The sequence below is a fragment of the Micromonospora sp. NBC_01638 genome (genome assembly GCF_045209745.1).
In the GTDB taxonomy this organism is placed as follows: domain Bacteria; phylum Actinomycetota; class Actinomycetes; order Mycobacteriales; family Micromonosporaceae; genus Micromonospora.
This window is the reverse complement of the sequence record NZ_CP109273.1, coordinates 3,759,961-3,781,765: the sequence shown is the minus strand read 5'-3', so window position 1 is coordinate 3,781,765 and position 21,805 is coordinate 3,759,961. Positions and strand designations below refer to the sequence as shown.

General features: G+C 72.1%; 23 protein-coding genes. 8 read left to right on the top strand and 15 right to left on the bottom strand.

The annotated features are described in order from the left end of the window. Window positions 1-469 precede the first annotated feature (469 nt). The 9 genes from OG811_RS17910 to rimP form a co-directional block, all read right to left on the bottom strand. Window positions 470-679, bottom strand: coding sequence for a DUF6186 family protein (locus OG811_RS17910; protein ID WP_203151123.1), 210 nt, complete (start codon window positions 677-679; stop codon window positions 470-472). Beyond that, entirely contained in the window at window positions 679-1,086 is a 408-nt protein-coding gene (locus OG811_RS17905; protein ID WP_406067245.1) for a hypothetical protein, read from the bottom strand. Before OG811_RS17905 ends, OG811_RS17910 begins: the two co-directional genes overlap by 1 nt. Window positions 1,087-1,189: 103 nt before the next feature. Beyond that, window positions 1,190-2,248 carry a bifunctional oligoribonuclease/PAP phosphatase NrnA gene (locus OG811_RS17900; RefSeq protein WP_406067244.1) on the bottom strand — a complete coding sequence of 353 codons (1,059 nt, stop codon included), beginning with the start codon at window positions 2,246-2,248 and terminating at the stop codon, window positions 1,190-1,192. Further along, on the bottom strand, window positions 2,245-2,736 hold the full coding sequence (rbfA, locus tag OG811_RS17895) for a 30S ribosome-binding factor RbfA (RefSeq protein ID WP_406067242.1): 492 nt from the start codon (window positions 2,734-2,736) through the stop codon (window positions 2,245-2,247). The genes OG811_RS17900 and rbfA overlap by 4 nt, the downstream gene beginning before the upstream one ends. Window positions 2,737-2,862: 126 nt before the next feature. Continuing rightward, window positions 2,863-3,159, bottom strand: coding sequence for a DUF503 domain-containing protein (locus OG811_RS17890; RefSeq protein WP_272616236.1), 297 nt, complete (start codon window positions 3,157-3,159; stop codon window positions 2,863-2,865). A 90-nt stretch (window positions 3,160-3,249) separates the two neighbouring features. Next, on the bottom strand, window positions 3,250-6,279 hold the full coding sequence (gene infB, locus OG811_RS17885; RefSeq protein ID WP_406067241.1) for a translation initiation factor IF-2: 3,030 nt from the start codon (window positions 6,277-6,279) through the stop codon (window positions 3,250-3,252). Between the two features lie 93 nt (window positions 6,280-6,372). Next, window positions 6,373-6,705: a YlxR family protein gene (locus OG811_RS17880; protein ID WP_406067239.1), complete on the bottom strand. Its 333-nt coding sequence runs from the start codon at window positions 6,703-6,705 to the stop codon at window positions 6,373-6,375. Window positions 6,706-6,721: 16 nt separating this feature from the next. Then, window positions 6,722-7,765, bottom strand: coding sequence for a transcription termination factor NusA (nusA, locus tag OG811_RS17875; protein ID WP_406067238.1), 1,044 nt, complete (start codon window positions 7,763-7,765; stop codon window positions 6,722-6,724). After that, window positions 7,762-8,451, bottom strand: coding sequence for a ribosome maturation factor RimP (gene rimP / locus OG811_RS17870; protein WP_406067237.1), 690 nt, complete (start codon window positions 8,449-8,451; stop codon window positions 7,762-7,764). The genes nusA and rimP overlap by 4 nt, the downstream gene beginning before the upstream one ends. 154 nt (window positions 8,452-8,605) lie before the next feature. Here rimP and OG811_RS17865 point away from each other — a divergent pair, with 154 nt between their 5' ends. The 7 genes from OG811_RS17865 to OG811_RS17835 all read left to right on the top strand — a co-directional run bounded on the left by OG811_RS17865 (window position 8,606) and on the right by OG811_RS17835 (window position 15,189). Continuing rightward, window positions 8,606-9,133: a hypothetical protein gene (locus tag OG811_RS17865; protein WP_406075777.1), complete on the top strand. Its 528-nt coding sequence runs from the start codon at window positions 8,606-8,608 to the stop codon at window positions 9,131-9,133. Next, window positions 9,130-9,567 (top strand): ferritin-like domain-containing protein, encoded by a 438-nt coding sequence (locus OG811_RS17860; protein ID WP_406067235.1) that lies wholly within the window; start codon window positions 9,130-9,132, stop codon window positions 9,565-9,567. The genes OG811_RS17865 and OG811_RS17860 overlap by 4 nt, the downstream gene beginning before the upstream one ends. Window positions 9,568-9,619: 52 nt before the next feature. Further along, window positions 9,620-10,222 carry a PadR family transcriptional regulator gene (locus tag OG811_RS17855; protein WP_406067233.1) on the top strand — a complete coding sequence of 201 codons (603 nt, stop codon included), beginning with the start codon at window positions 9,620-9,622 and terminating at the stop codon, window positions 10,220-10,222. Further along, entirely contained in the window at window positions 10,219-10,953 is a 735-nt protein-coding gene (locus OG811_RS17850; protein ID WP_406067231.1) for an ABC transporter ATP-binding protein, read from the top strand. The genes OG811_RS17855 and OG811_RS17850 overlap by 4 nt, the downstream gene beginning before the upstream one ends. After that, on the top strand, window positions 10,950-13,739 hold the full coding sequence (locus OG811_RS17845; protein WP_406067230.1) for an FtsX-like permease family protein: 2,790 nt from the start codon (window positions 10,950-10,952) through the stop codon (window positions 13,737-13,739). Before OG811_RS17850 ends, OG811_RS17845 begins: the two co-directional genes overlap by 4 nt. A gap of 119 nt (window positions 13,740-13,858) precedes the next feature. Next, window positions 13,859-14,359, top strand: a complete 501-nt coding sequence (locus tag OG811_RS17840; protein ID WP_406067229.1) for a nitroreductase family deazaflavin-dependent oxidoreductase — start codon at window positions 13,859-13,861, stop codon at window positions 14,357-14,359. Between the two features lie 92 nt (window positions 14,360-14,451). Beyond that, window positions 14,452-15,189 (top strand): nucleotidyltransferase domain-containing protein, encoded by a 738-nt coding sequence (locus OG811_RS17835; RefSeq protein ID WP_406067227.1) that lies wholly within the window; start codon window positions 14,452-14,454, stop codon window positions 15,187-15,189. 6 nt (window positions 15,190-15,195) lie between these two features. Here OG811_RS17835 and OG811_RS17830 read toward each other — a convergent pair whose 3' ends face one another. Both OG811_RS17830 and map read right to left on the bottom strand, forming a co-directional pair. Further along, on the bottom strand, window positions 15,196-15,909 hold the full coding sequence (locus tag OG811_RS17830) for a VIT1/CCC1 transporter family protein (RefSeq protein ID WP_406067225.1): 714 nt from the start codon (window positions 15,907-15,909) through the stop codon (window positions 15,196-15,198). After that, window positions 15,906-16,763, bottom strand: coding sequence for a type I methionyl aminopeptidase (gene map / locus OG811_RS17825; protein WP_406067223.1), 858 nt, complete (start codon window positions 16,761-16,763; stop codon window positions 15,906-15,908). Before map ends, OG811_RS17830 begins: the two co-directional genes overlap by 4 nt. A 96-nt stretch (window positions 16,764-16,859) precedes the next feature. Here map and OG811_RS17820 point away from each other — a divergent pair, with 96 nt between their 5' ends. Next, window positions 16,860-17,174: an STAS domain-containing protein gene (locus tag OG811_RS17820; protein WP_406067222.1), complete on the top strand. Its 315-nt coding sequence runs from the start codon at window positions 16,860-16,862 to the stop codon at window positions 17,172-17,174. Window positions 17,175-17,355: 181 nt separating this feature from the next. Here OG811_RS17820 and OG811_RS17815 read toward each other — a convergent pair whose 3' ends face one another. The 4 genes from OG811_RS17815 to OG811_RS17800 form a co-directional block, all read right to left on the bottom strand. After that, window positions 17,356-18,156, bottom strand: coding sequence for a gamma-glutamyl-gamma-aminobutyrate hydrolase family protein (locus tag OG811_RS17815; RefSeq protein WP_406067220.1), 801 nt, complete (start codon window positions 18,154-18,156; stop codon window positions 17,356-17,358). Beyond that, complete coding sequence (locus OG811_RS17810; RefSeq protein WP_406067218.1) at window positions 18,153-18,920, bottom strand: 3-oxoacyl-ACP reductase; 768 nt, start codon at window positions 18,918-18,920, stop codon at window positions 18,153-18,155. Before OG811_RS17810 ends, OG811_RS17815 begins: the two co-directional genes overlap by 4 nt. A gap of 4 nt (window positions 18,921-18,924) precedes the next feature. Next, window positions 18,925-20,280, bottom strand: coding sequence for an aldehyde dehydrogenase family protein (locus OG811_RS17805; protein WP_406067216.1), 1,356 nt, complete (start codon window positions 20,278-20,280; stop codon window positions 18,925-18,927). A 107-nt stretch (window positions 20,281-20,387) separates the two neighbouring features. After that, window positions 20,388-21,752 (bottom strand): glutamine synthetase family protein, encoded by a 1,365-nt coding sequence (locus OG811_RS17800; RefSeq protein WP_406067215.1) that lies wholly within the window; start codon window positions 21,750-21,752, stop codon window positions 20,388-20,390. Window positions 21,753-21,805 lie beyond the last annotated feature (53 nt).

The following is a 21,805-nucleotide window of genomic DNA, read 5'->3' as shown; positions in this document are numbered from 1 at the left end:
GACGAATCACGTCTCGATGTCGTAAACGATTCAGCTCCAGAGGCACGCCGTGAAGCGCCCACCTCCGGCGGGCGCATTGACCCGGGGGATCACTGCCGGACGGGTCGGGTCACTGACGGGTGTCCATCGACGTCTGCAGCGCGCGGCGGGCCTGCTCGCGGGCGTCGTCGGTGGTCTCGGGCTTGGGCTTGTTCGGCATGGTGGCGCTCCTTCCAGGGCGTGAGCCGCCGACACGCGGCGGCCCTCACGGGCGGTCGTGCTGAGCGCCCCACGGCGGTCCGGGGTTACCGGAGCAGCCGGCTGGGCAGCGTGAGCCCGGGTCGGTCCGACCCTGGAGGGAAGCGGCGCGAGGTGTTGCACCACCGCCCACGACCTGCGCCGCAAGGCGACACCGGCCATCTCCCAAGCTATCGTTCAGGTCCATATGCTGCTCGTGGTTCCCGCCATCTGGACAGTTGGCGACCCCGGTTCAGCGAGCCAGGAAATGCCAGCCCAGCCACCACCAGAACCCGAACAGACCGATCCGGCCCACCGGCACCGGGCCCACCTCGTAGCGCATCACGTACGCGCAGACCTCGCCCAGGGTGGGGATCCGGGAACCCTCCCGCCGGGCCATCCACTCGACCACCGCGAAGAGGGCCAGCGCGGTGAGGAAACCGCCGATCGCGAGCGCTCGCATCATCGCCGCACCAGCCCCCAGAAGGCGGCCAACCAGGCGAACCAGACCGCCGACCGGGTCAGGTGATCCTCCAGGAGAGGGTCGGCCAGCCGGGAGAAGGTGGGGAAGTCATCGCCGGCCGCCAGCACGAAGGTGACGCCCTCGAAGACCCCGAAGACCACCACCGGCACCGCCCACCAGGCCGCCCCCGCGCCCAGACGCCGCGGCGCCGGTCGACGGGGCACCCGATTGCTCAGACCGAGCCAGATCAGCACCCCTCCGGTGCCGATGGTGAACAGATTCGCCTCGGTGGAGAACGAGGCGAACCGGCCACCGACGAGCGACAGGCAGACGAGGACGGGAACGGAGACGGCGGGCCGGTCCCAGGCGCGGGGGGCCTCCACGGTGAGATCGTGCGGCTGCTCCATCCCGCAATTCTTCCCGGTCGCACGGAGCGCGGGAAGACCAACACTCCCCGGAGCTGACCCTGATCTTCCGAACCAGCAGATCGATGGAGGCGAATCGCCAGCGTCAGCTGCCGGAGCGGATCAGCGCCGCGTCCAGTTGGCCACGAATCGACTCGACCACCTGCTCAACGGTGCCCCGACCGATGAACCCGGCCGCGAACAGGTGACCACCACCGCCCAGCGCGACCGCGACCCGGCTGACGTCCACCGCGCCCTTGCTGCGCATCGACACGGCCCACTCGCCCGGCGTGGTCTGCTTCAACACACAGCTCACATCCGCCTCGGCGGTGCAGCGCACCGAGTCGATAAGCGCCTCCAGCACGTACGGCCGCTGGTCGTGCCGGGCCAGGTCGTCCAGGGTGGCGGAGGTCCAGACCAACCCTCGGCCGCCAGCAGCGGCCGGCTCCAGCCGGGCCCGGCCGAGCACCTCACCAAAGAGGCGGACCGCGCCGAAGGGCCGTGTGTCGAAGACCCGCCGGGAGATGTCACCGGGCGAGATGCCGGTGGCCAGCAACCGGGCTGCCATCTGATGCACCGCCGGGGTGGTCGCCTCGAACCGGAACGAGCCGGTATCCGTGGTCAGCGCCACGTAGAGGCACTCGGCGATGGCCGGATCCACCACAACCCCGAGCCGGGCCAGCAACTGCTCGGCCACCACCGACGTCGCCGCAGCACCCGGGTCGACCAGATTGACCGTGCCGAAGCCGGGGTTGGAGGCGTGGTGATCAAGCACCAGCGCCGCCCCCGCGGACGACAACCGCCCCGCCAACTCGCCGAGGCGCGACTCGCTCGCCGCGTCAAAGCAGATCACCAGATCGGGTGCCAGATCCGCGGCGCCCGCCGGGACCAGCAGGTCCAGACCGGGCAACCCACGGAACGGCTCGGGCACCTCCGGCGGCCCGGGAAAGGTCGCCTGCACCTCGCGTACGCCGAACTGCCGCAGACCCAGACCGAAGCCGAGCATGCTGCCCAGCGCGTCGCCGTCCGGGTTGACGTGGCAGATCAGCAGCACCCGACCGCTCGGCGGGACAGCCCGCACCAGCGCCTCGGCCGCAGCCCAGTCCGCCTCGGCGGGGCCGACCCCGGCCGCCCTGGCGAGCGGGGCGCTGGCGGTGCTCGTCACCGCGTTTCCCCACCCCGCGGGGTTTCCTTGACGTCGGTGGCCTCGTCGGCCTCCTCCGTCTCGTCCGTCTCGTCATCCACCCGGTACGGCTGCGCTTCGCCCGCGTACTTCGCCTGGGCAGCGAGCCGCTGCACCTCGGCGTCCGCGTTGCGGGCGGCGGCGAGCAGGTCGTCGATGTGCTTGACCTGGTCCTGCACGTCGTCGAGGACGAACGTGAGGGTCGGCGAGTGCCGCAACCCGAGCGCCTTTCCGACCGTGCTGCGCAGCAGCCCCTTGGCGCTCTCCAGCGCCGCCGCGGTGTCCGCCTGGGCCACCGCGTCGCCGAGCACGGTGTAGAAGACCGTCGCCTCGCGCAGGTCAGCGGTGATCCGGGCATCGGTGATGGTGATCATCCCGAGCCGCGGGTCCTTGATCTGGCTCCGCACCACCGACGCGACCAGCTCACGCACCCGTTCCGCGTGCCGGCGTACCTTGGCCGGATCAGACATCTCGCCACCTCCACGGCGTCCTGCTCCCGGTAGACCCGGCGACCCGGGGGCCGCCGGCCGACCGGCCAACATCTCGAACACTACCTTTGCGGCCGCACCGGTCGCCCGGCACAGCCGGCACCTCGGTCAGTCGTCGTCCACGCCGTACAGCCGGCGTCGGACCGACAGCAACTCGACCTCGGGGCGGCCGGCCACCAGACGCTCACAGGAGTCGAGCACCTCGCGGACGTGCGCCGTCTCGGCGGCCACCACGGCCACCGCTATCTCCGCTCGACCATGCAGGTCGAGCGCTCCCACCTCGGCGGCCGACACCTCGAAGCGGCGCAGCGCCGCCACGATCGGCCGTACATATGATCTTTTGGCTTTGAGCGACCGGGAGTCGCCCGGCAGCAGCAGGTCGAAGACCGCGGTTCCGGTAAACATCGCCCCGGACGATACCGCCAAGCCACCCCGCATGATCAAGGGGTTTACGCCGGTCGGCGTAAACCCCTTGATCAGCGTGTCACTGCCGGATCAGGCGCGAACCTTCTCCCGCATCTCGAAGGTCTCGATGACGTCGCCAACCTGGACGTTGTTGTAACCACCCAGGGTCAGACCACACTCGAAGCCCTCGCGGACCTCCGTGGCGTCGTCCTTGAACCGCTTCAACGAGCTGATCGTGAGGTTGTCCGCCACGACCGCCCCGTCCCGAAGCAGGCGCGCCTTCGCGTTGCGTCGGAGGATGCCCGACCGGACGATGCAACCGGAGATGTTGCCGATCTTGGACGAGCGGAAGACGTCGCGGATCTCCGCGCTGCCCAGCTCGACCTCCTCGTACTCCGGCTTGAGCAGGCCCTTGAGCGCCGCCTCGATCTCCTCGATGGCCTGGTAGATGACGGTGTAGTACCGGATCTCCACGCCCTCGCGGTCGGCCATCTCACGGACCTTGTTCGAGGCCCGCACGTTGAAGCCGATGATCGTGACCGGCTCGGACGAGGCGCTCGCGAGCATGATGTTGCTCTCGGTGATCGCGCCGACGCCCCGGTCGAGGACCTTGAGCTGGACCTCCTCGGGGATGTCGAGGTTGAACAGCGCGTCCTCGAGGGCCTCCACCGAACCGGAGACATCGCCCTTGAGGATGAGGTTGAGCGACGTCTTCTCGCCCTCCTTGAGCTGCTCCATGAGCGTCTCAAGAGTGGCCCGACCGCGGGAGTTGGCGAAGGACGCCGCCCGCCGCCGTGCCTGCCGCTGCTCGGCGATCTGCCGCACCGTGCGGTCGTCTGCCGCGGCGAGGAACGTGTCGCCCGCACCGGGAGGCGCGGTCAGACCCAGCACCATGACCGGACGCGCCGGACCGGCCTCGGTGAGCTGGTTGCCGTTCTCGTCGAGCATCGCCCGAACCCGGCCGTGCGCCCCACCGGCGACGATCGAGTCGCCAGCCCTCAGGGTGCCCTTCTGCACCAGCACCGTCGCCACCGCACCGCGGCCCTTGTCCAGGTGCGCCTCGATGGCCACACCCTGGGCCGGCCCGTCGATCGGAGCGGTCAGCTCCAGCGACGCGTCAGCGGTCAGCAGGACAGCCTCGAGCAGCTCCTCGATGCCGAGGCCCGGCTTGGCCGCCACGTTGACGAACATGGTCTCGCCGCCGTATTCCTCGGCGACCAGGCCGTACTCGGTCAGCTGCTGGCGGACCTTGTCCGGGTTGGCCTCCGGCTTGTCGACCTTGTTGACCGCGACCACGATCGGCACCTCGGCCGCCTTGGCGTGGTTCAACGCCTCAATGGTCTGCGGCATCACGCCGTCGTCGGCCGCGACGACCAGGATCACGATGTCCGTCACCTGGGCACCACGAGCACGCATGGCGGTGAACGCCTCGTGGCCCGGGGTGTCGATGAAGGTCACCGCGCGGTCCACGCCATCGTGTGGAACGTGCACCTGGTAGGCACCGATGTGCTGGGTGATGCCACCCGCCTCACCGGCAACGACGTTCGCCTTACGGATCGCGTCGAGCAGCTTGGTCTTACCGTGGTCGACGTGACCCATGACGGTCACCACCGGCGCACGGCTGACCAGACGCTCCTCGGCCACCTCCGCGTCGAGGTCGATGTTGAACTGCGCGAGCAGCTCGCGGTCCTCGTCCTCCGGGCTGACGATCTGGATGTCGAAGCCCAGGTGCTCACCCAGCAGATGCAGGGTGTCGTCAGAACAGGACTGGGTCGCAGTGACCATCTCGCCCAGGTTGAACATCTCCTGGACCAGCGAACCCGGGTTGGCGTTGATCTTGTCGGCGAAGTCCGACAGAGAGGCGCCACGGGACAACCGGACGACCTGACCCTGACCTCGGGGAGCACCCGAGCTCATGGTCGGAGCCGACAGGTTGTCGAACTCCTGTCTGCGCTGCTTCTTGGACTTGCGACCGCGCGTCGGCCGGCCACCCGGACGCCCGAAGGCACCCGCGGCGCCGCCGCCACGGCCACGACCACCCGCACCCGGACGACCGCCGCCACCGGACGGAGCACCCGGACGGAAACCGCCACCGGGAGCACCGCCGCCGGGGCCTCCACCGGGACCGCCACGGTAGCCACCGCCACCGCCGGCACCCGCGCCGCCACCAGGGCCGCCGCGGTAACCGCCACCGGCGCCGGCGCCACCGCCGGGACCGCCACGGAAGCCACCACCGCCGCCACCACCGGGACGACCAGCGCCGCCACCACCGGGACGACCAGCGCCACCGGGACCGGGACGACCGGCAGCCGGACGCTGGCTCGGCATGGACGCCGGGCTGGGCCGCGGCGGCATGGAGTTCGGGCTCGGCCGCGGCGGCATGCCCGCCGGGCTGTTGGGCCGGGGGCCACCAGCGCCCGCAGCCGGCGGCCGCTGCTGCTGGCCACCCTGGATACCGAACGGGTTGTTACCGGCGCCGCGCGCCGGCGGGCGACCGCCCGGCCGGGCACCTGGAGCCGGAGCCGGCGTGCTCGGACGAGCTGCCGGCGAACCGGGACGGGGCGGCATCGCGGCCGGACCCGGCCGAGGGCCGGGGCGGTTACCGCCGTCTGCCGGAGGCTCCCGGCGAACGGGGTTGTCCCGCTGCTGCTGACGAGCGGCCTGCGCGGCCTTGACCGCGGCCTCCTGCTCAGCCTTCAGCGCGGCGGCACGCGCCTCCGCGGCCGCCACCTCGATGTCGTGGGCACTCGCCGGCTTGGCGACCGGAGCCGCGGGCTGCGGTGCAGCGGGCACCGGACCCTTCGGCTTCGGACCAGGTGCCGGAGCGGTCGGCCGCCGAGGCGGCATCGGCCGGGCCGAAACCCGTGGCGCGTCCGGGGTCGTGGACGGCGTCGGGGTCGTGGTTGAAGCCGGCGTCGACGCGGGCGCCGACGGGGCGGCCGGCGCCGGAGCACCGGCGGACGCGACGAATGCGTTACGCAGCCGCCGGGCGACGGGCGCCTCGACGGTGCTGGACGCGGACTTCACGAACTCGCCCATTTCCTTCAGCTTGGCGAGAACGGTCTTACTCTCGACCCCGAGCTCTTTTGCAAGCTCGTGTACGCGGGCCTTGCCTGCCACTGCACTCCTCACTCCGAGGTCGTGCGGGCAGCACCCGCAGCGACCTCACTCGTGCACTTGAAGCCTGGTCATTTCAGGGACTTCATCGTGTGCTCATGTCGGTCGTCCTACCCTGCTAGCGACCCTCGCCCGGTCGGGATGACCGGACGTAGTGGTTGGCGCATCGACGTGCTCCGCCAGCACACCGTGGTCAAGGACCTCGGTGATTCGCAGCGCACGCCCGAAGGCGCGGCGCCGCACCGCCAGCGCGAAGCAGGCCGGATCCGGGTGCATGTTCGCTCCCCGACCCGGCAGCCTGCGGAGCGGATCAGGCCGGAGACTGTAACCAGCCTCGTCCCTGACCGCGACGATCCGCAGCAATTCGCTGGCCGGCGCACGTTTCCGGCAACCCACACAGGTGCGCTCCGGCTGCGCGCGTCGTACCACTGGAGGAAGTCTACCCCTAGCTGCCCGAGATCGCGCCGCCCGGCTCCCGCACGTGATCAGCTGCCCCCCGCGCGGCCGGTGCGGTTTGCTCCGCATCGGAGCGAATGTCGATTCGCCAACCGGTCAATCGGGCCGCGAGCCGGGCATTCTGCCCCTCTCGGCCGATCGCGAGCGAGAGCTGAAAGTCGGGAACTGTCACCCGGGCGGCTCGGCCGGCCAGGTCGACAACCTCGACCCGCAGCGCCTTGGCCGGCGACAGAGCGTTGCCGACGAAAGTGGCCGGGTCGTCCGACCAGTCGATGATGTCGATCTTCTCGCCGTGCAGCTCGCTCATCACGGCGCGCACCCGCTGGCCCATCGGGCCGATGCAGGCGCCCTTGGGGTTCACCCCGGGGGTGGTGGAACGTACGGCGATCTTCGTACGGTGACCTGCCTCACGGGCGATCGCACCGATCTCCACCGTGCCGTCGGCGATCTCCGGGACCTCCAGCGCGAACAGCTTCTTGACCAGCGCCGGGTGCGACCGGGACAGGGTGATCTGCGGCCCCCGCATGCCCTTGGCCACGTGCACCACGACACAGCGGATCCGCTCGCCGTGGGCGTACCGCTCGCCGGGCACCTGCTCGGACTGCGGCAGCACGCCCTCCAGCTTGCCCAGGTCGACGCTGACGATGCCCTTCTCGGTGCGCGTCTCGTGCGCCTGCACCACGCCGGTGACCAGGTCACCCTCGCGGCCCACGTACTCACCGAAGTGCACCTCGTCGGTGGCCTCCCGCAGTCGCTGGAGGATCACCTGCTTGGCCGTCATGGCGGCGATCCGGCCAAAGTCGTGCGGGGTGTCGTCCCACTCCCGCACCAGGCTGCCGTCGGAGTCCATCTCCTGCGCGTACACCAGGGCGGCGCCCGTCTTGCGGTCGATCTCCACCCGGGAGTGCGGCTCGGCGCCATCGGTGTGCCGGTAGGCGGTCAGCAACGCGGTCTCGATCGCCGCGAGAATCGTGTCGAACGGGATCTCCCGCTCACGCTCGAGTGCGCGCAGCGCCGCGAGGTCGATGTTCACCTCTCCTCGTCCTCCACATCATCTTCGTCGTCGATCTCGTCTGAATCGTCGATCTCGTCTGAATCGTCCGCGTCGTCGAACTCTTCGTCCGGCTCACCGAGCTCGGCGAGCCGGGTGAACTCGATCTGCACGCGACCCGGGCCCAGCTGGGCGTACGCCCAGGAGGCACGGCCGTCGTCGGTCTCCAGCTGCACGCCCTCGTCGTCGGCCCCGACCACCCGGCCGGTCAGCTGGCGGTCACCGGCGGGCTGCTCGCCACGCTGGCCGGGCAGCGCGGCCGCGCCCCGGGCGGTGACCTTGACCAGCCGGCCCACGTTGCGCCGCCAGTGGCGGGGCAGGGTGAGCGGCCGGTCGACGCCCGGCGAGCTGACCTCCAGCTGGTACTCCCCGGCGACGATGTCGCCACCGGCCTCCTCCGCGGCGTCCAGCGCGGTCGAGACCGCGCGGGAGACGTCCGCGACGGCGTCCAGGTCGATCCCGCCGTCGGCGTCCACCATCACCCGCACCACGTGCCGGCGACCGGCCCGGGAAACCGACAGGTCCTCCAGGTCGTAGCCAGCGTCGTTGACCACGGGCTCGATCACGGCCCGCAAGCGGGCACGCCGCGTGGCGAGGTCACCGCCACGGGGACCCGCGCCATCGCGGGGTCGACCCGTCGGCCTGGTGGCACGGCCACGCTGCGTCATCTCCGCACCTTTCCCTGGTCGACGGTGACCGGTCGTCCCGCCATGCCGGCACGCCACCGGAGCGGACACGCCGGTGGCTGTGCAGAGCGTAACGCGCCGGGCCGGCGGCGGACCGGGCGGCGCACCGACGCCGGTGGCCCCCGGACCGGCGCGCATGGTGTTGACTTGCCCGGTGGGGAACGGCAGAACGACACAGCGCGACCAATCATCCGGACATTCGCGGCGAAAGCTCCTGAGCGTCGGGGCGCTGCTGGTGCTCGGCGGCACCACGGCGCCGCTGACCGGCTGTGATCTTTTCGACCGCGACGATCAGCCAGCGCCACCGCCGGACCCGCTGCGGCCGATGGTGGACGAGTCACTCGCGCTGGCCGCCGAGTACCGGACGAACGCGACCGCGCACCCGGAGCTGGCCGGCCGGCTCGACCCGATCGCCGAGGCGCACACCGCACACGCCACCGAGCTGGCCCGGGTGATCGGCGTCGCCCTGCCCTCGGCGGTCGCCGCCACTCCGACCACCACGCCGGCGGCCGACCCGGCCGGCGCGCTCGCCGCCCTGCGCGCCCTGGAAAAGACCGCCCAGAAATCCGCCACCGCCGCCTGCGCCGCGGCACCCGCGGAACGGGCCGCACTGCTCGGGTCGATCGTCGCCGCCCGGGCCACCCACCAGGAGGCACTGAAGTGAGGCAGCCGTCCGCCGGGGAGGCGTTCGCCTCCGCCCTGTCCGCCGAGTACGCGGCCATCTACGCCTACGGGCGGATCGGTGTCCAGCTCACCGGGGCGGCACGGGACGCGGCACACCAGGCCGAGGCCGCGCATCGTCGCCGGCGCGACACGCTGGTGGTGCAGCTCAGCACCGCCGGCGGTGTCGTGCCGCCGGACCGCGCCGGGTATGCGCTGCCGTTCCCGGTCACCGACCGGGCAAGCGCTCTGCGGCTCGCCGCCGAGGTCGAGGAGCGCACGGCCGCGCACTGGCGGGCAGCTCTGGCGTCCACCACCGGCGCCGACCGGGACCAGGCGCTGGCCGCCCTGGTCGAGTACGCCGTACGGGCCACCAGGTGGCGAAAGACGGGCGGGCTGACCCCGCTGACTGTCCCGTTTCCCGGTCGACCAGCCTGAACCGGTCCGCTCCGGTTGCGGTGCGCATACCAGGTATGCATACTCCCTTGCCATGTCCATCCGTCACGGGTTGCTCGCCCTGCTCGAACGCGGCCAGATGTACGGCTACCAGCTACGCGCCGCGTTCGAGGAGTCGACCGGCTCGACCTGGCCGCTGAACATCGGGCAGGTCTACACCACGCTGTCCCGGCTGGAACGGGACGGTCTGGTGCGCCCGCTGCCGGAGAGCGAGGCCGGACAGCGCCCGTACGAGATCACCGACGCGGGTCGGGCGGACCTGGCGCTGTGGTTCGCCACCCCGGTCAGCCGTACCGACCGGCCCCGCGACGAGCTGGCGATCAAGCTGGCGTTGGCGCTGACCACCCCCGGCGTGGACGTCCGCTCGGTGGTGCAGGCCCAGCGCAGCGCGACGATGCGGGCGCTGCAGGAGCTGACCCGGTTGAAGTACGGCAGCAACGGATCGGAGGACCTCCCCTGGCGTCTCGTGCTGGACTCGATGGTGTTCCAGGCCGAGGCGGAGGTGCGCTGGCTGGACCACTGCGAGACCAGTCTGGTGCGGCACCAGCCCAGCGGCCCGGCACCTCCCGCACCCCGACCGGATGACGCCGCCGCGCGTGACGCGGTGCGATGGACCGGCGAGGAGGCACGACGGTGAGCGGGTCGGACGACGCGGTGCTGGAGCTCCGCGCCGTCCGCCGCACCCATGGCGCAGGACCGGCGGCGGTGCACGCGCTGCGGGGCGTCAGCCTGGTCGTTCGGCCCGGCGAGCTGGTCGCCGTCATGGGCCCGTCCGGCTCTGGCAAGTCGACGTTGCTGGCCCTCGCAGGTGGGCTGGACCGCCCGACCGACGGCGAGATACGGGTCGAGGGGCAGACGCTCGGGGAACTGGACCGGCGCGGGCTGGCCCAGCTCCGCCGCCGCCGGATCGGTTACATCTTCCAGCAGCTCAACCTGCTGGGCAGCCTCAGCGCACTGGAGAACGTGGCGCTCCCGCTGGAACTCGACGGTGTCAGCGGACGCCGGGCCCGGGCGCTGGCCATGGCCGCGCTCACCGAGGTGGGCCTGCCCGCGCTGGGCGACCGCTTCCCCGACCAGCTCTCCGGCGGGCAGCAGCAGCGGGTGGCCATCGCCCGCGCGCTGGTGGGCGAGCGCCGACTGGTGCTCGCCGACGAGCCCACCGGGGCACTGGACTCGCAGACCGGTGAGGCGGTGCTGCACCTGCTGCGCCGCCGGATCGACGCGGGCGCCGCCGGGGTGCTGGTCACCCACGAGGCGCGGCACGCCGGCTGGGCCGACCGGGTGGTGTTCCTCCGCGACGGCGTGCTGGTCGACACGACGGCACCGCTGAGCAGCGTCGAGCAGCTGCTGTCCGGAAGCGACCGGTGATCATCCGCCGTGTCCTGCGGGCACCTGGCCGGGTCGACACCTCCCCGGCGCGGCCGGTCGCGTCACCCACCCACCTCGGCCGGCGGCGGCTCGCCGAGCTGACCGGCTCCTGGCGCACGGCGCTGCGGATCGCCCGACGGGAGTCACGCCGGGCCCGGCGACGGACCGCCCTGGTGCTCGCGATGATCGCCCTGCCGGTGGCTGTGCTGGCCTTCCTGGCGGCGAGCTACGACATGGCCGACCTGACCCCGCAGGAACGCGTCGAACGCCAGCTCGGCGTGGCCGACGCGGAGCTGCGCTGGGTCGCCGACAACCCGGTGGTGCAGGACGAGTGGGGTGACGGCTGGAGCACGCGGGGCGACGAGCACGTCCCCGCTGTCCGGGTCACCGCCGCACAGGTGACCGCACTGCTCGGGGCGGGCAGTCGGGTCACCGAGGTGCGCCCCCACGTCCCGCTGACGCTGCGGGGTCCACATCGCGACGAGGACGTGGATGGGCGGGTGCTGGACCTCACCGACCCGTTGGCCCGCGGGCTGGTGCGGTTCCGGGCCGGCCGGGCGCCGCAGCAGCCCGGCGAGGTCGCGGTGAGTCCGGTGGCGCTGCGCCGCCTGGACCTGCGCCTCGGCCACGCCGTGGCCGTCGCGGACGGGAGCAGGGCGTACACCGTGGTGGGGGTCGTCGAGTTCCCGGACGATCTCGGCGCGGTGGTGGCGCTGCACCCGGGGGCCGTGCCACCGACCGGTCCCGAGTCGGACAGCGTCTGGCTGGCGGACGTGCCCGGCGCCGTCGATGCCGCGCTGGTGTCCCGGCTCAACGATCGGGGGGTGGTGGTGGTCGCCCCGCGTTCTCCGGACGACTCGACGTCCGAACGGAAGCGGATGTACCTCGGCTCGATCGGCCCGAGCGGCGACCTGAGCACCGGCGTGCTGATCGCCGGTCTCGGGCTTCTGGAGGTCGTGCTGCTGGTCGGGCCGGCCTTCGCGGTCGGCATCCGTCGACGACGGCGGGATCTGGCGCTGGTCGCGGTGGCCGGCGGGGACGCCGCTCAGCTTCGCCGGGTCGTGCTGGCCGACGGCGTGGTGCTGGGTGTGCTGGGCGCCGCCGCCGGCCTGCTTGTCGGCGTCGGCGCGGCGTTCGCCGGTCGCCCGCTGGTGGAGCAGTACGTCTTCGGCGCCCGCTTCGGCGGCTACCGCTGCTGGCCGACCGCGCTGGTGCTGCTCGGTGGGGTCGCGGTGCTGGCCGGAGTGCTCGCCGCGCTGGCACCGGCCTGGACCGCCGCCCGGCAGGACGTCAGCGCCGGGCTCGCCGGCCGACGGACCCCACCCACGACCCGGGCCCGGTGGTTGGCCCTCGGGCTGGCGTTGGTGGCCGGCGGCGCGGGACTGGCGGCGTTCGGGGCCACGCAGACCTCCCCGGCGGTGATCCTCACCGGTCTGATCCTGGGCGAACTGGGCCTGGTGTGCTGCACACCCACGCTGATCGGCGCGCTCGCCCGCCTTGGCCGGGTGTTGCCGCTGGCGCCGCGGATCGCGCTGCGCGATGCCAGCCGCAATCGGGCCGCCGCGGCGCCGGCCATCTGCGCCGTGATGGCCGCTGTCGCCAGCAGCGTCGCGCTCGGTGCGTACCTGGCCAGTGACGGCGCGCGCGAGATGCGCGCCTACCGGCCGGCACTGCCGACCGGCCACGTGCTGGTCGACCCGAACGAGTCGACCCGGCATCCCACGCTGGCGCAGGTCGCCACCGCAGCCCGGGACCAGCTGGGTGTCGTCGGCGCGGTCGCCCCGGTGTACGCGGTGGGCTGCGGGCCGGCGGGCACCGACTACTGCGACGTCGCGCCGGTGCTCCCGCCGGAGCGGGTCTGCCCCTGGCTGCCGGAGGACGGCCTCTCCGCATCGCACCGCCGGCAGGCCCGGGCCGACCCGCGCTGCGGGATCCGTGAGGCGGACTACTTCGGCGGCTACGTGCAGACCGACGTGGACGACGGGACCGCGTTGCCACTCCTCACCGGCGTGGACCCGGCGACGACCGCCGCCGCGACGGCGGTGCTGCACGCCGGAGGCGTGGTGGTGACCGACCCGCGCTACCTGCACGACGGCCTGGTGACCGTACGCGTCAACCAGATGGACGCCGGGCTGGACCGGCCGCCCGCCACCCGCGACCTGCCCGGGTACGCGCTACCCGCGGCGGCCGGTCAGCCCCGCCTGCTGCTGTCCGCGTCGGCGGCCCGCCAGCTCGGTCTGCACCCGTCCCCGTCCCCGTCCGGCTGGGTGATCGGCACCACGACCCCGCCCGACGATGAGCAACTGAAGCGGTTCGCCGCCGCCCTGCGGCCCTTCGGGACGATCTCGCTGACCGTGGAATACGGCGGCGCACCCCGCGACGTCTCACCGCTGCTCCTGCTGCTCGCGGCGGCGGCCGGGCTGATCACGGTGGGGGCGGCCGGAATCGCCACCGCGCTCGCCGCCGCCGAGGGACGCGCCGAGCTGACCACCCTCGCGGCCGTCGGCGCGGCACCAGCGCTACGCCGGGTGCTGGCGATCTGCCAGGCCGGGGTCATCGCCGGTCTCGGCTCGGTGCTCGGCATCGTGGCCGGGCTCGGCACCGCCGCGATCGTGCTGTTCTCGGTCAACCGGCAGTACGCCACCGACTGGCCGGTACCCGATCCGTACCCGTTCCTGGTGCCGTGGCCCGTCCTCGGGGTCCTGGTGCTGGTGCCGGTGGTGGCGATGCTCGGGGCGGGCCTGTTCACCCGCGCCCGGCTGCCGATCGAACGACGGCTGGACTGACTCCGGTGGCGTAGCCACCGGGCTGGCAGCCGTTGGCCACACAGCGCGAGCCGGCCGGTTGACAATCCGGGCGCGTACGGAGGTGCCGCCGGGACCCGGCAGCCGGCAGACTGATCCGCGTGCCAGTGCTGGGAACTTTCACCCGTCGAGTCGGTCATCATCGCTGGTTCGGCGCCGCCGCACGCCTGCTGGTCCCCGCCGACCGGGTGGTCGGTCGACTCACCCGGGGCCGGGTGGTCGCGCTCGGCCTGATCCCGTCCCTGGTGATCACCACGACCGGCCGCCGCTCCGGCAAGCCACGCAGCAATCCGTTGCTCTACGTGCCGGACGGCGACGCGTACGTGGTGATCGGCTCCAACTGGGGGCAGACCCAGCACCCCGGTTGGGCGCTGAACCTGCTCGCCGATCCTGGCGCGGAGGTGTACGTGAAGGGTCTGCGGGTTCCGGTGCACGCGGATCCGGCCACCGGCGCCGAACGGGACCGGCTGTGGCAGCTGCTGGTCGCCGAGTGGCCCGCGTACCGCACGTACGTGCAGCGGGCCGGCGGCCGGGAGATCCGCATCTTCCGGCTGGTGCCGACCGGGCGCGGCGAGCCGGCCGGTCCGCCGCCGGCTGGCTAGGCTGACGCTCGGTAGCGGAGGCGTGGTGGTCCCGTGAGCGCGAGGAGCGCGCCGGGGTTGCGAGCCCCGCAGTCGCGAACAGTGGGGGCCGGGTGAGCGCGAGCAGCGAACAGGCCGGTGTCGACCGGGGCCTCGACGATCGACGGTGGACGGTCGCCCAGCGGGTCGCCAAGGCGGTCCGACGGCGGTTCCCGGCCGACGTGCTCACGGTCGCGGTGCACGGGCCCCTGGCCCACGGCGACGACGACGGCGGTGGGGACCGCGAGGCGGGAATGCTGGTGGTCACCTACCGGCCCGGCACCGGCCCGCCGCCAGCGACCCGGCGTGTGGACGGGGTGCTGGTCGATCTGACCGTGGCCGCCGCCGAGGACTACCTGGCTCAGGCGCGGGTGCTCTCCCCGCTCTGGCCGCTGACCGCCGACCGGTATGTCACCACCCAGGCGTTACACGATCCGACGGGCTGGTTGCGGACGCTGCGCGACGAGCATCTCGGCCGGCTGGCCCGGGCCCGGCCGGCGGAGTTCAGCACCGCGGCCCGGCAGGCCTGGTACCGCGGCAGCGCGGCGCACGCCCGGGCCGCCCGGCTCGCCGAGTGGTACGAGACCGATCAGGCCCTGCTGATGCTCGGCGAGGCCCGGCTGGCGGCGGCCACGGTGACCGGTTTGCTGAGCCGCACCTACTTCCGTGACCCGGGGGACGCGGTACGACGTACCGGGTTGGCCGGCGCGGACATGACCGAGGTGGGTGTGGTGCTGGCCCGGCAGGCCGAAGAGCTGGCCGCTCGTGGTCGTGCGGTCGACGGCACGATCGACGAGCTACTCACCGCCTGACCGGCGTCACAGCCCGCCCTGTACGCCGATCAGCGAGCCGATCAGGTAGGTGGCGGCGGCGGCCGCGGCACCCAGCAGCAACTGGCGCAGCCCGCCGGCCCACCAGGGCCGGTTGGTGAAGCGGGCCACCACCGCACCGGCGACGAACAGCCCGAGCCCGCCGACGGCGAGTGCCAGCCCCAGCTCGGTGGCGCCGAGCAGGTATGGCAGCAGCGGGACCAACGCGCCGACCGAGAAGAACAGGAAGGACGTGATCGCGGCGGTCCACGGGCTGGGCTGGTCGTCGGGGTCGACGCCCAACTCCTCGCGGACGTGCACCCGCAGCGCCTCTTCGGGGTCGCGGCGTACCGCTTCGGCGACCTGGGTGGCGAGATCCCGGGGAAGACCACGGGCCACCCACGCGTCGGCCAACTCCCGGGCCTCCGCCTCGGGGTGCCGTTCCAGCTCCCGTCGCTCCTTGGCCACCTCGGCGGCGACCTGCTCGTTGGCGGAGCGCACGCTGGTGTACTCGCCGAGCCCCATCGAGATCGCACCGGCCACCAGGCCGGCCGAGCCGGTCAGCACAATGCTGCGGGGTGACACCCCGCCGCCGCCGACACCGGCGATCAGGGCGATGTTGGTGACCAGACCGTCCATCGCGCCGAAGACGGCCGGGCGCAGCCAGCCGCCGGTGATGTCCGCGTGGTGCGCCTCGCGCAGGGCTGCTGGGGTGTCGGTCACGGCAGGGTCAGGATCTCGTGGCCGTCGTCGGTCACGACGATGGTGTGCTCGAACTGGGCCGTCCACCTGCGGTCCTTGGTGACCACGGTCCACCCGTCGTCCCACATGTCGTACTGGTAGGTGCCGAGCGTGATCATCGGCTCGATGGTGAACGTCATCCCGGGCTCCATGATGTCCGTGGGGCGCGGGCTGTCGTAGTGCGGCACGTAGAGCCCGCTGTGGAAGGACTCGCCGATGCCGTGGCCGGTGAAGTCGCGGACCACGCCGTAGCCGAACCGCTTGGCGTACGACTCGATGACCCGGCCCACCACGTTGATCTGGCGACCCGGCTTGACCGCGCGGATGCCGCGCATCATCGCCTCGTGGGTCCGCTCGACCAGCAGCCGGGCCTCTTCGCTGACCTCGCCGACGCAGAAGGTGGCATCGGTGTCACCGTGCACCCCACCGATGTACGCGGTCACGTCGACGTTGATGATGTCGCCGTCCTGCAGCACGGTGGAGTCCGGGATGCCGTGGCAGATGACCTCGTTGAGGCTGGTGCAGCAGGACTTCGGGAAGCCCTTGTAGCCCAGGGTCGACGGGTAGGCGCCGTGGTCGCAGAGGAACTCGTGCACCACCTTGTCGATCTCGTCGGTGGTCACACCGGGCTTGCTGTGCTCGCCTGCGAGCTGGGTCGCCTGGGCGGCGAGCCGGCTCGCGAGCCGCATCTTCTCAATGGTCTCCGGCGTCTGCACGTGCGAGCCGCGCCACTCCTGCGGGCGCTTCTTGCCCACGTACTCCGGTCGGGCGATCTGGGATGGCACCGGTCGCAGCGGGGAGAGCGTGCCGGGTGTCAGCGGCGGACGGACGGTCATACCTCAAGCCTATCGCCGGAGGCGCTGGTAACCCGCGCCACGGCTGCTCCGGGCCGGTTGTTGCCCTGCCTGGTCGGCTGTGCCATGGTGTCTGGCGTGGATCAAGGGGCAGCACCACCCGTCTTCTCCGCCAGCGCGGAGATCGACGGTGATCACCTCCACGTGGTGGTGGCCGGTGAGGTCGACATGGCGACCGCGGACATCATGCTCCAGACCGCGCTGCGCGAGCCCGCCGCGCAGATCACCCTCGATCTGAGCGCGGTCACGTTCTTCGACTCGGCCGCCATCCACGCCCTGGTCCGGCTCGCCCAGCAGTTTTCGGGCACGCTCACCGTCCTGCCGTCCCGGCAGGTCCGCCGGGTGCTGGAGATCTCCGGCCTGAGCGAGCAGAGCTGGCTCAGCCCGGCCTGAGTTACGTACGCGTGAGCCGTCAGGCACCGGACAGCGCGGGTGCAGGGCGTCGAGCAACGGTTGCCGAAGCCCCCGACGAGTCAGAAGACCGGCAGCCCGTCGATGCTCGCCGCGTTCCTGGTGGCCCGGTAGACCACCAGGTCGTCGCTGGTACGGCGAGATCGGCTGGGCCGCGAGGAAATCACGCAGTCGATCGTCGATCTCCGGATACACCTTGCCCATGCGCGGATCCTCCCACCGGCGACGTCAGCGGTCGGGGGCGACCTACGTCACTCTCACCGTCGACCCGCCGCCCGGCGGCCCGGACCAGCGCGGCGATCGAGCGGGGATCCGGCTCATTCTCCGGATGCCACTGCACGCCGAGCACGAACGGCAGGACCGGGTCCTCGACCGCCTCGACCACGCCGTCCTCCGCCCAACCGGTGACCGAGAGCCGGCCCGGATCGGCGACCGCCTGGTGGTGGTACGAGTTGACCTGGTCCACCCCGGCCAACACCGTCGCGGCCAGGCTTCCCGGCGCGAAGCGCACCGCGTGGGACCCGTAGACGCCCAGCGCCGGGCGGTGCGCCTCATGACCGACCACGTCGGGCAGGTGCTGGTGCAGGGTGCCGTCGTAGGCGACGGCCAGCAACTGCATTCCCCGGCACACCCCCAGCACCGGCAACTCGGCGGCGAGCGCCGCGGCCAACAGGACCAGCTCGCCGGCGTCCCGGTCCGGCCGGTCCTCGGTGCGCGGATCGGGCGGCTGCCCGTACCGCCCCGGGCCGATGTCCGCGCCACCGGCCAGCAGCAGCCCGTCGAGGACGGCCGACACGTCGCCGTCCACGTCGTCCGGCGGCAGGACCACCGCCCGGCCACCCGCGGCCGTCACCGCCTGCGCGTACGCCTCCGGCACCAGCACGGCCCGCACGTCCCGCCAGGCCGCCCAGTCGGCGGGCTCGACGTACGCGCTGATCCCGATCAACGGCCGCCGCCTTTTCATAGCGGGGTGACGTAGGCGCCCGTGATGCCGCCGTCGACCACGAACTGCGCGGCGGTCATGAACGAGGCGTCGTCGCTGGCCAGGAACGCCACCGCCGCCGCGATCTCCTCCGGTTGCCCGAAGCGGCCCATCGGCACATGCACCAGCCGGCGGGCAGCCCGCTCCGGGTCCGCGGCGAACAGCTCCAGCAGCAACGGGGTGGCCACCGGGCCGGGACACAGCGCGTTGACCCGGATGCCCTCGCGGGCGAACTGCACACCCAGCTCCCGGGTCATCGCCAGCACACCGCCCTTGCTCGCCGTGTACGCGATCTGCGACGTCGCCGCACCCATCAACGCCACGAACGAGGCGGTGTTGATGATCGACCCCTTGCCCTGTCGACGCATGTGCCCAATGGCGTACTTGCAGCAGAGGTAGATGCTCGTGGTGTTGACGCGCAGCACCCGCTCCCACGCGTCGAGGCCCGTGTCCAGGATGGAGTCGTCGTCCGGCGGTGAGATGCCGGCGTTGTTGAACGCGATGTCCACCCGGCCGTGCCGGTCCGCCACCCCGTCGAACAGATCGCGTACCGCCGACTCGTCGGCCACGTCGGTGGCCACGAACTCGCCTCCGCACTCCTCGGCCGCCTTTGCGCCGGTCGCCGCGTCGATGTCCACGCAGACCACCCGGGCCCCCTCGGCGGCGAACCGCCGAACGGTGGCCAACCCGATGCCGCTGCCCGCTCCGGTGACCACGGCCACCCGGTCCTGCAACCGTTTCTGCACTGTGTCACTCCTCTGTCGCGATGAACACGTTCTTGACGTCGGTGAAGGAGTGCAGCGCGTCCGGGCCCAGCTCACGGCCGAGCCCGGAACGCTTCATCCCGCCGAACGGGGTCCAGTAGCGCACCGAGGAGTGCGAGTTGACGCTGAGGTTGCCCGCCTCGACGGCGCGGGCCAGGCGGAGGGCGCGACCCACGTCCCGGGTCCAGATCGATCCGGAGAGGCCGTACTCCGTGTCGTTGGCGAGCCGGACCGCGTCGGCCTCGTCGTCGAACGGCAGCACCGACACCACCGGGCCGAAGATCTCCTCCCGCCAGTGCCGGTCGGCCGGTGAGTCGGCCAGCAGCACCGTGGGCGCGTGCCAGAACCCGGGGCCGTCGGGGCAGGAACCGGTGAAGGCGACCTTCGCCCCGGTCAGGTAGCCGGCGACCCGGTCCCGCTGAGCCGCGGAGATCAGGGGACCCATCTCGGCGGTGTCCCGGGACGGGTCCTGGACCCGCACCGCGCGTACCGCTGGTTCGAGCAGTTCCAGGAAGCGGTCGTACACCGGACGCTGGACCAGGATCCGCGACCGTGCGCAGCAGTCCTGGCCGGCGTTGTCGAAGACCGCGCCCGGCGCGGTCGCCGCGGCGCGTTCCAGGTCGGCGTCGGCGAACACGATGTTCGCGCTCTTGCCGCCCAACTCCAGGGTGAGTCGCTTCACCTGGGCGGCGCAGCCGGCCATGATCCGGGTGCCGACCTCCGTGGAGCCGGTGAAGCAGATCTTGCGGACCGCCGGGTGGCTGACGAACCGCTCCCCCACCACGCCGCCCGCACCGGGGATGACGGTGAACACGTCGTCGGGCAGGCCGGCCTCGCGGGCCAGCTCGGCCAGGCGCAGCGCGGTGAGCGGGGTCAGCTCGGCGGGTTTGAGCACCACGGTGTTGCCGGCGGCGAGGGCGGGGGCGAACCCCCAGGCGGCGATCGGCATCGGGAAGTTCCACGGCACGATCACCCCGACCACGCCGAGCGGTTCGTGAAAGGTGACGTCCAGGCCGCCGGGCACGGGGATCTGCCGTCCGGTCAGCCGCTCGGGCGCCCCGGCGTAGTAGTCCAGGACATCCCGGACGTTGCCCGCCTCCCACCGGGCGTTGCCGATGGTGTGACCGGAGTTGCGGACCTCCAGCGCGGCAAGCTCCTCCAGGTGCGCGTCCACGACCGCGGCGAACCGCCGCAGCAACCGAGCCCGATCCCCCGGAGCAACCTTCCGCCAGGTCAAAAACGCCGTCGCCGCACGCGAGACAAGAACATCAACCTCCCCCACCGAGGCCCCCGTAACCTCCCGAAACCCGACCCCGGACGCCGGATCCACAACAACAGTCACACCCCACCCCCTCGCCTGCGCGATCTTGCACTTGCTGCCCCGACAAAGACCACGATTCACCGCAGATCGACGACCCAAAGTGCAAGATCGCGGGGGACAAGGGGTCGTTAGAGGCGTTCGAAGCCACGGGTCAGCTCCCAGTCCGTTACCGCGGCGTCGAAAGCCTTCAGCTCCACTCTCGCCTGGTTGGCGTAGTGGGCCACCACCTCGGGGCCGAACGCATCCCGGGCCACCTCGGACTCCTCCCAGAGGGCCAGGGCGTCGCGCAGGGTGCCAGGGACGCGCTCGGCCTCCGGGTCGTCGTACGCGTTGCCGCTGCACTCCACGCCCAGCTCCAACTCCCGGCCGATGCCGTGCAGCGCCCCGGCGACAAGCCCGGCGATCGCCAGGTACGGGTTGACGTCGGCGCCGGGCACCCGGTTCTCCACCCGCATGCCCTGCCCGTGCCCGACCACCCGCAGCGCGCAGGTGCGGTTGTCGACTCCCCAGCGCAACGCCGTCGGGGCGAACGATCCCGGCTGGTAGCGCTTGTAGGAGTTGATGTTCGGGGCGAAGAGCAGGCTGAACTCCCGCATGGTGGCCAGCAGCCCGGCGAGCACCCGCTGCCCGGTCTGCGACAGGTGCGCCGGCCCGTCGCCGAGCATCGCCGAGCCACCGCTGCTGTCGCGCAGCGAGAAGTGGATGTGACAGGAGTTGCCCTCGCGCTCGTTCGGCTTGGCCATGAAGGTGATCGCCACGCCTTCCTGGGCGGCGATCTCCTTGGCGCCGGTCTTGTAGATCACGTGGTGGTCGGCGCAGGCGACCGCCTCGTCGTAGCGGAAGGCGATCTCGTGCTGCCCGAGGTTGCACTCGCCCTTGGCGCTCTCCGGTGTGAGCCCGGCGCCGGCCATCTCGGTGCGGATGCGGCGCAGCAACGGCTCCACCCGGGCGGTGCCGAGCAGCGAGTAGTCCACGTTGTACTGGTTGGCCGGGGTGAGGTCGCGGTAGCCGCGCCGCCAGGCGTCCTCGTACGAGTCGCGGAACAACACGAACTCCAACTCGGTGCCGGCGTACGCGGTCAGCCCGTGCTCGGCCAGTCGGTCCAGCTGGCGGCGCAGGATCTGCCGGGGCGAGGCGACCACGTCACCCGAGCCGTCGAGCCAGGTCAGGTCGGCCAGCAGCAACGCGGAGCCCGGCTGCCAGGGCATCCGACGCAACGTGTCGAAATCCGGCACCATCGCGAAGTCGCCGTAGCCGCGCTCCCAACTCGACATCGCGTACCCGTCGACGGTGTTCATGTCGACGTCCACGGCGAGCAGGTAGTTGCAGCCCTCGCTGCCGTTGGCCACCACCTGGTCGAGGAAGTAGGGCGCGTGGAACCGTTTGCCCTGCAAGCGGCCCTGCATGTCGACGAGGGCCAGCACCACCGTGTCGATCTCGCCATCGGCGACGGCGACCCGCAGTTGTTCCAGCGTGAGCGGCGCTTGCCTCATGTGCGGGCCTCCATCAACAAGGTCTACTGGCAAACCGGATCACCGTCAATGCC

Bases quoted from the DNA above. Each gene is read 5' to 3' on its own strand.
- OG811_RS17910 (WP_203151123.1), bottom strand. From the start codon at position 679: ATGCGAGCGCTCGCGATCGGCGGTTTCCTCACCGCGCTGGCCCTCTTC.
- OG811_RS17905 (WP_406067245.1), bottom strand. From the start codon at position 1,086: ATGGAGCAGCCGCACGATCTCACCGTGGAGGCCCCCCGCGCCTGGGAC.
- rbfA (WP_406067242.1), bottom strand. From the start codon at position 2,736: ATGTCTGATCCGGCCAAGGTACGCCGGCACGCGGAACGGGTGCGTGAG.
- OG811_RS17890 (WP_272616236.1), bottom strand. From the start codon at position 3,159: ATGTTTACCGGAACCGCGGTCTTCGACCTGCTGCTGCCGGGCGACTCC.
- rimP (WP_406067237.1), bottom strand. From the start codon at position 8,451: ATGACGCAGCGTGGCCGTGCCACCAGGCCGACGGGTCGACCCCGCGAT.
- OG811_RS17865 (WP_406075777.1), top strand. From the start codon at position 8,606: ATGGTGTTGACTTGCCCGGTGGGGAACGGCAGAACGACACAGCGCGAC.
- OG811_RS17855 (WP_406067233.1), top strand. From the start codon at position 9,620: ATGTCCATCCGTCACGGGTTGCTCGCCCTGCTCGAACGCGGCCAGATG.
- map (WP_406067223.1), bottom strand. From the start codon at position 16,763: ATGACCGTCCGTCCGCCGCTGACACCCGGCACGCTCTCCCCGCTGCGA.
- OG811_RS17815 (WP_406067220.1), bottom strand. From the start codon at position 18,156: ATGAAAAGGCGGCGGCCGTTGATCGGGATCAGCGCGTACGTCGAGCCC.
- OG811_RS17800 (WP_406067215.1), bottom strand. From the start codon at position 21,752: ATGAGGCAAGCGCCGCTCACGCTGGAACAACTGCGGGTCGCCGTCGCC.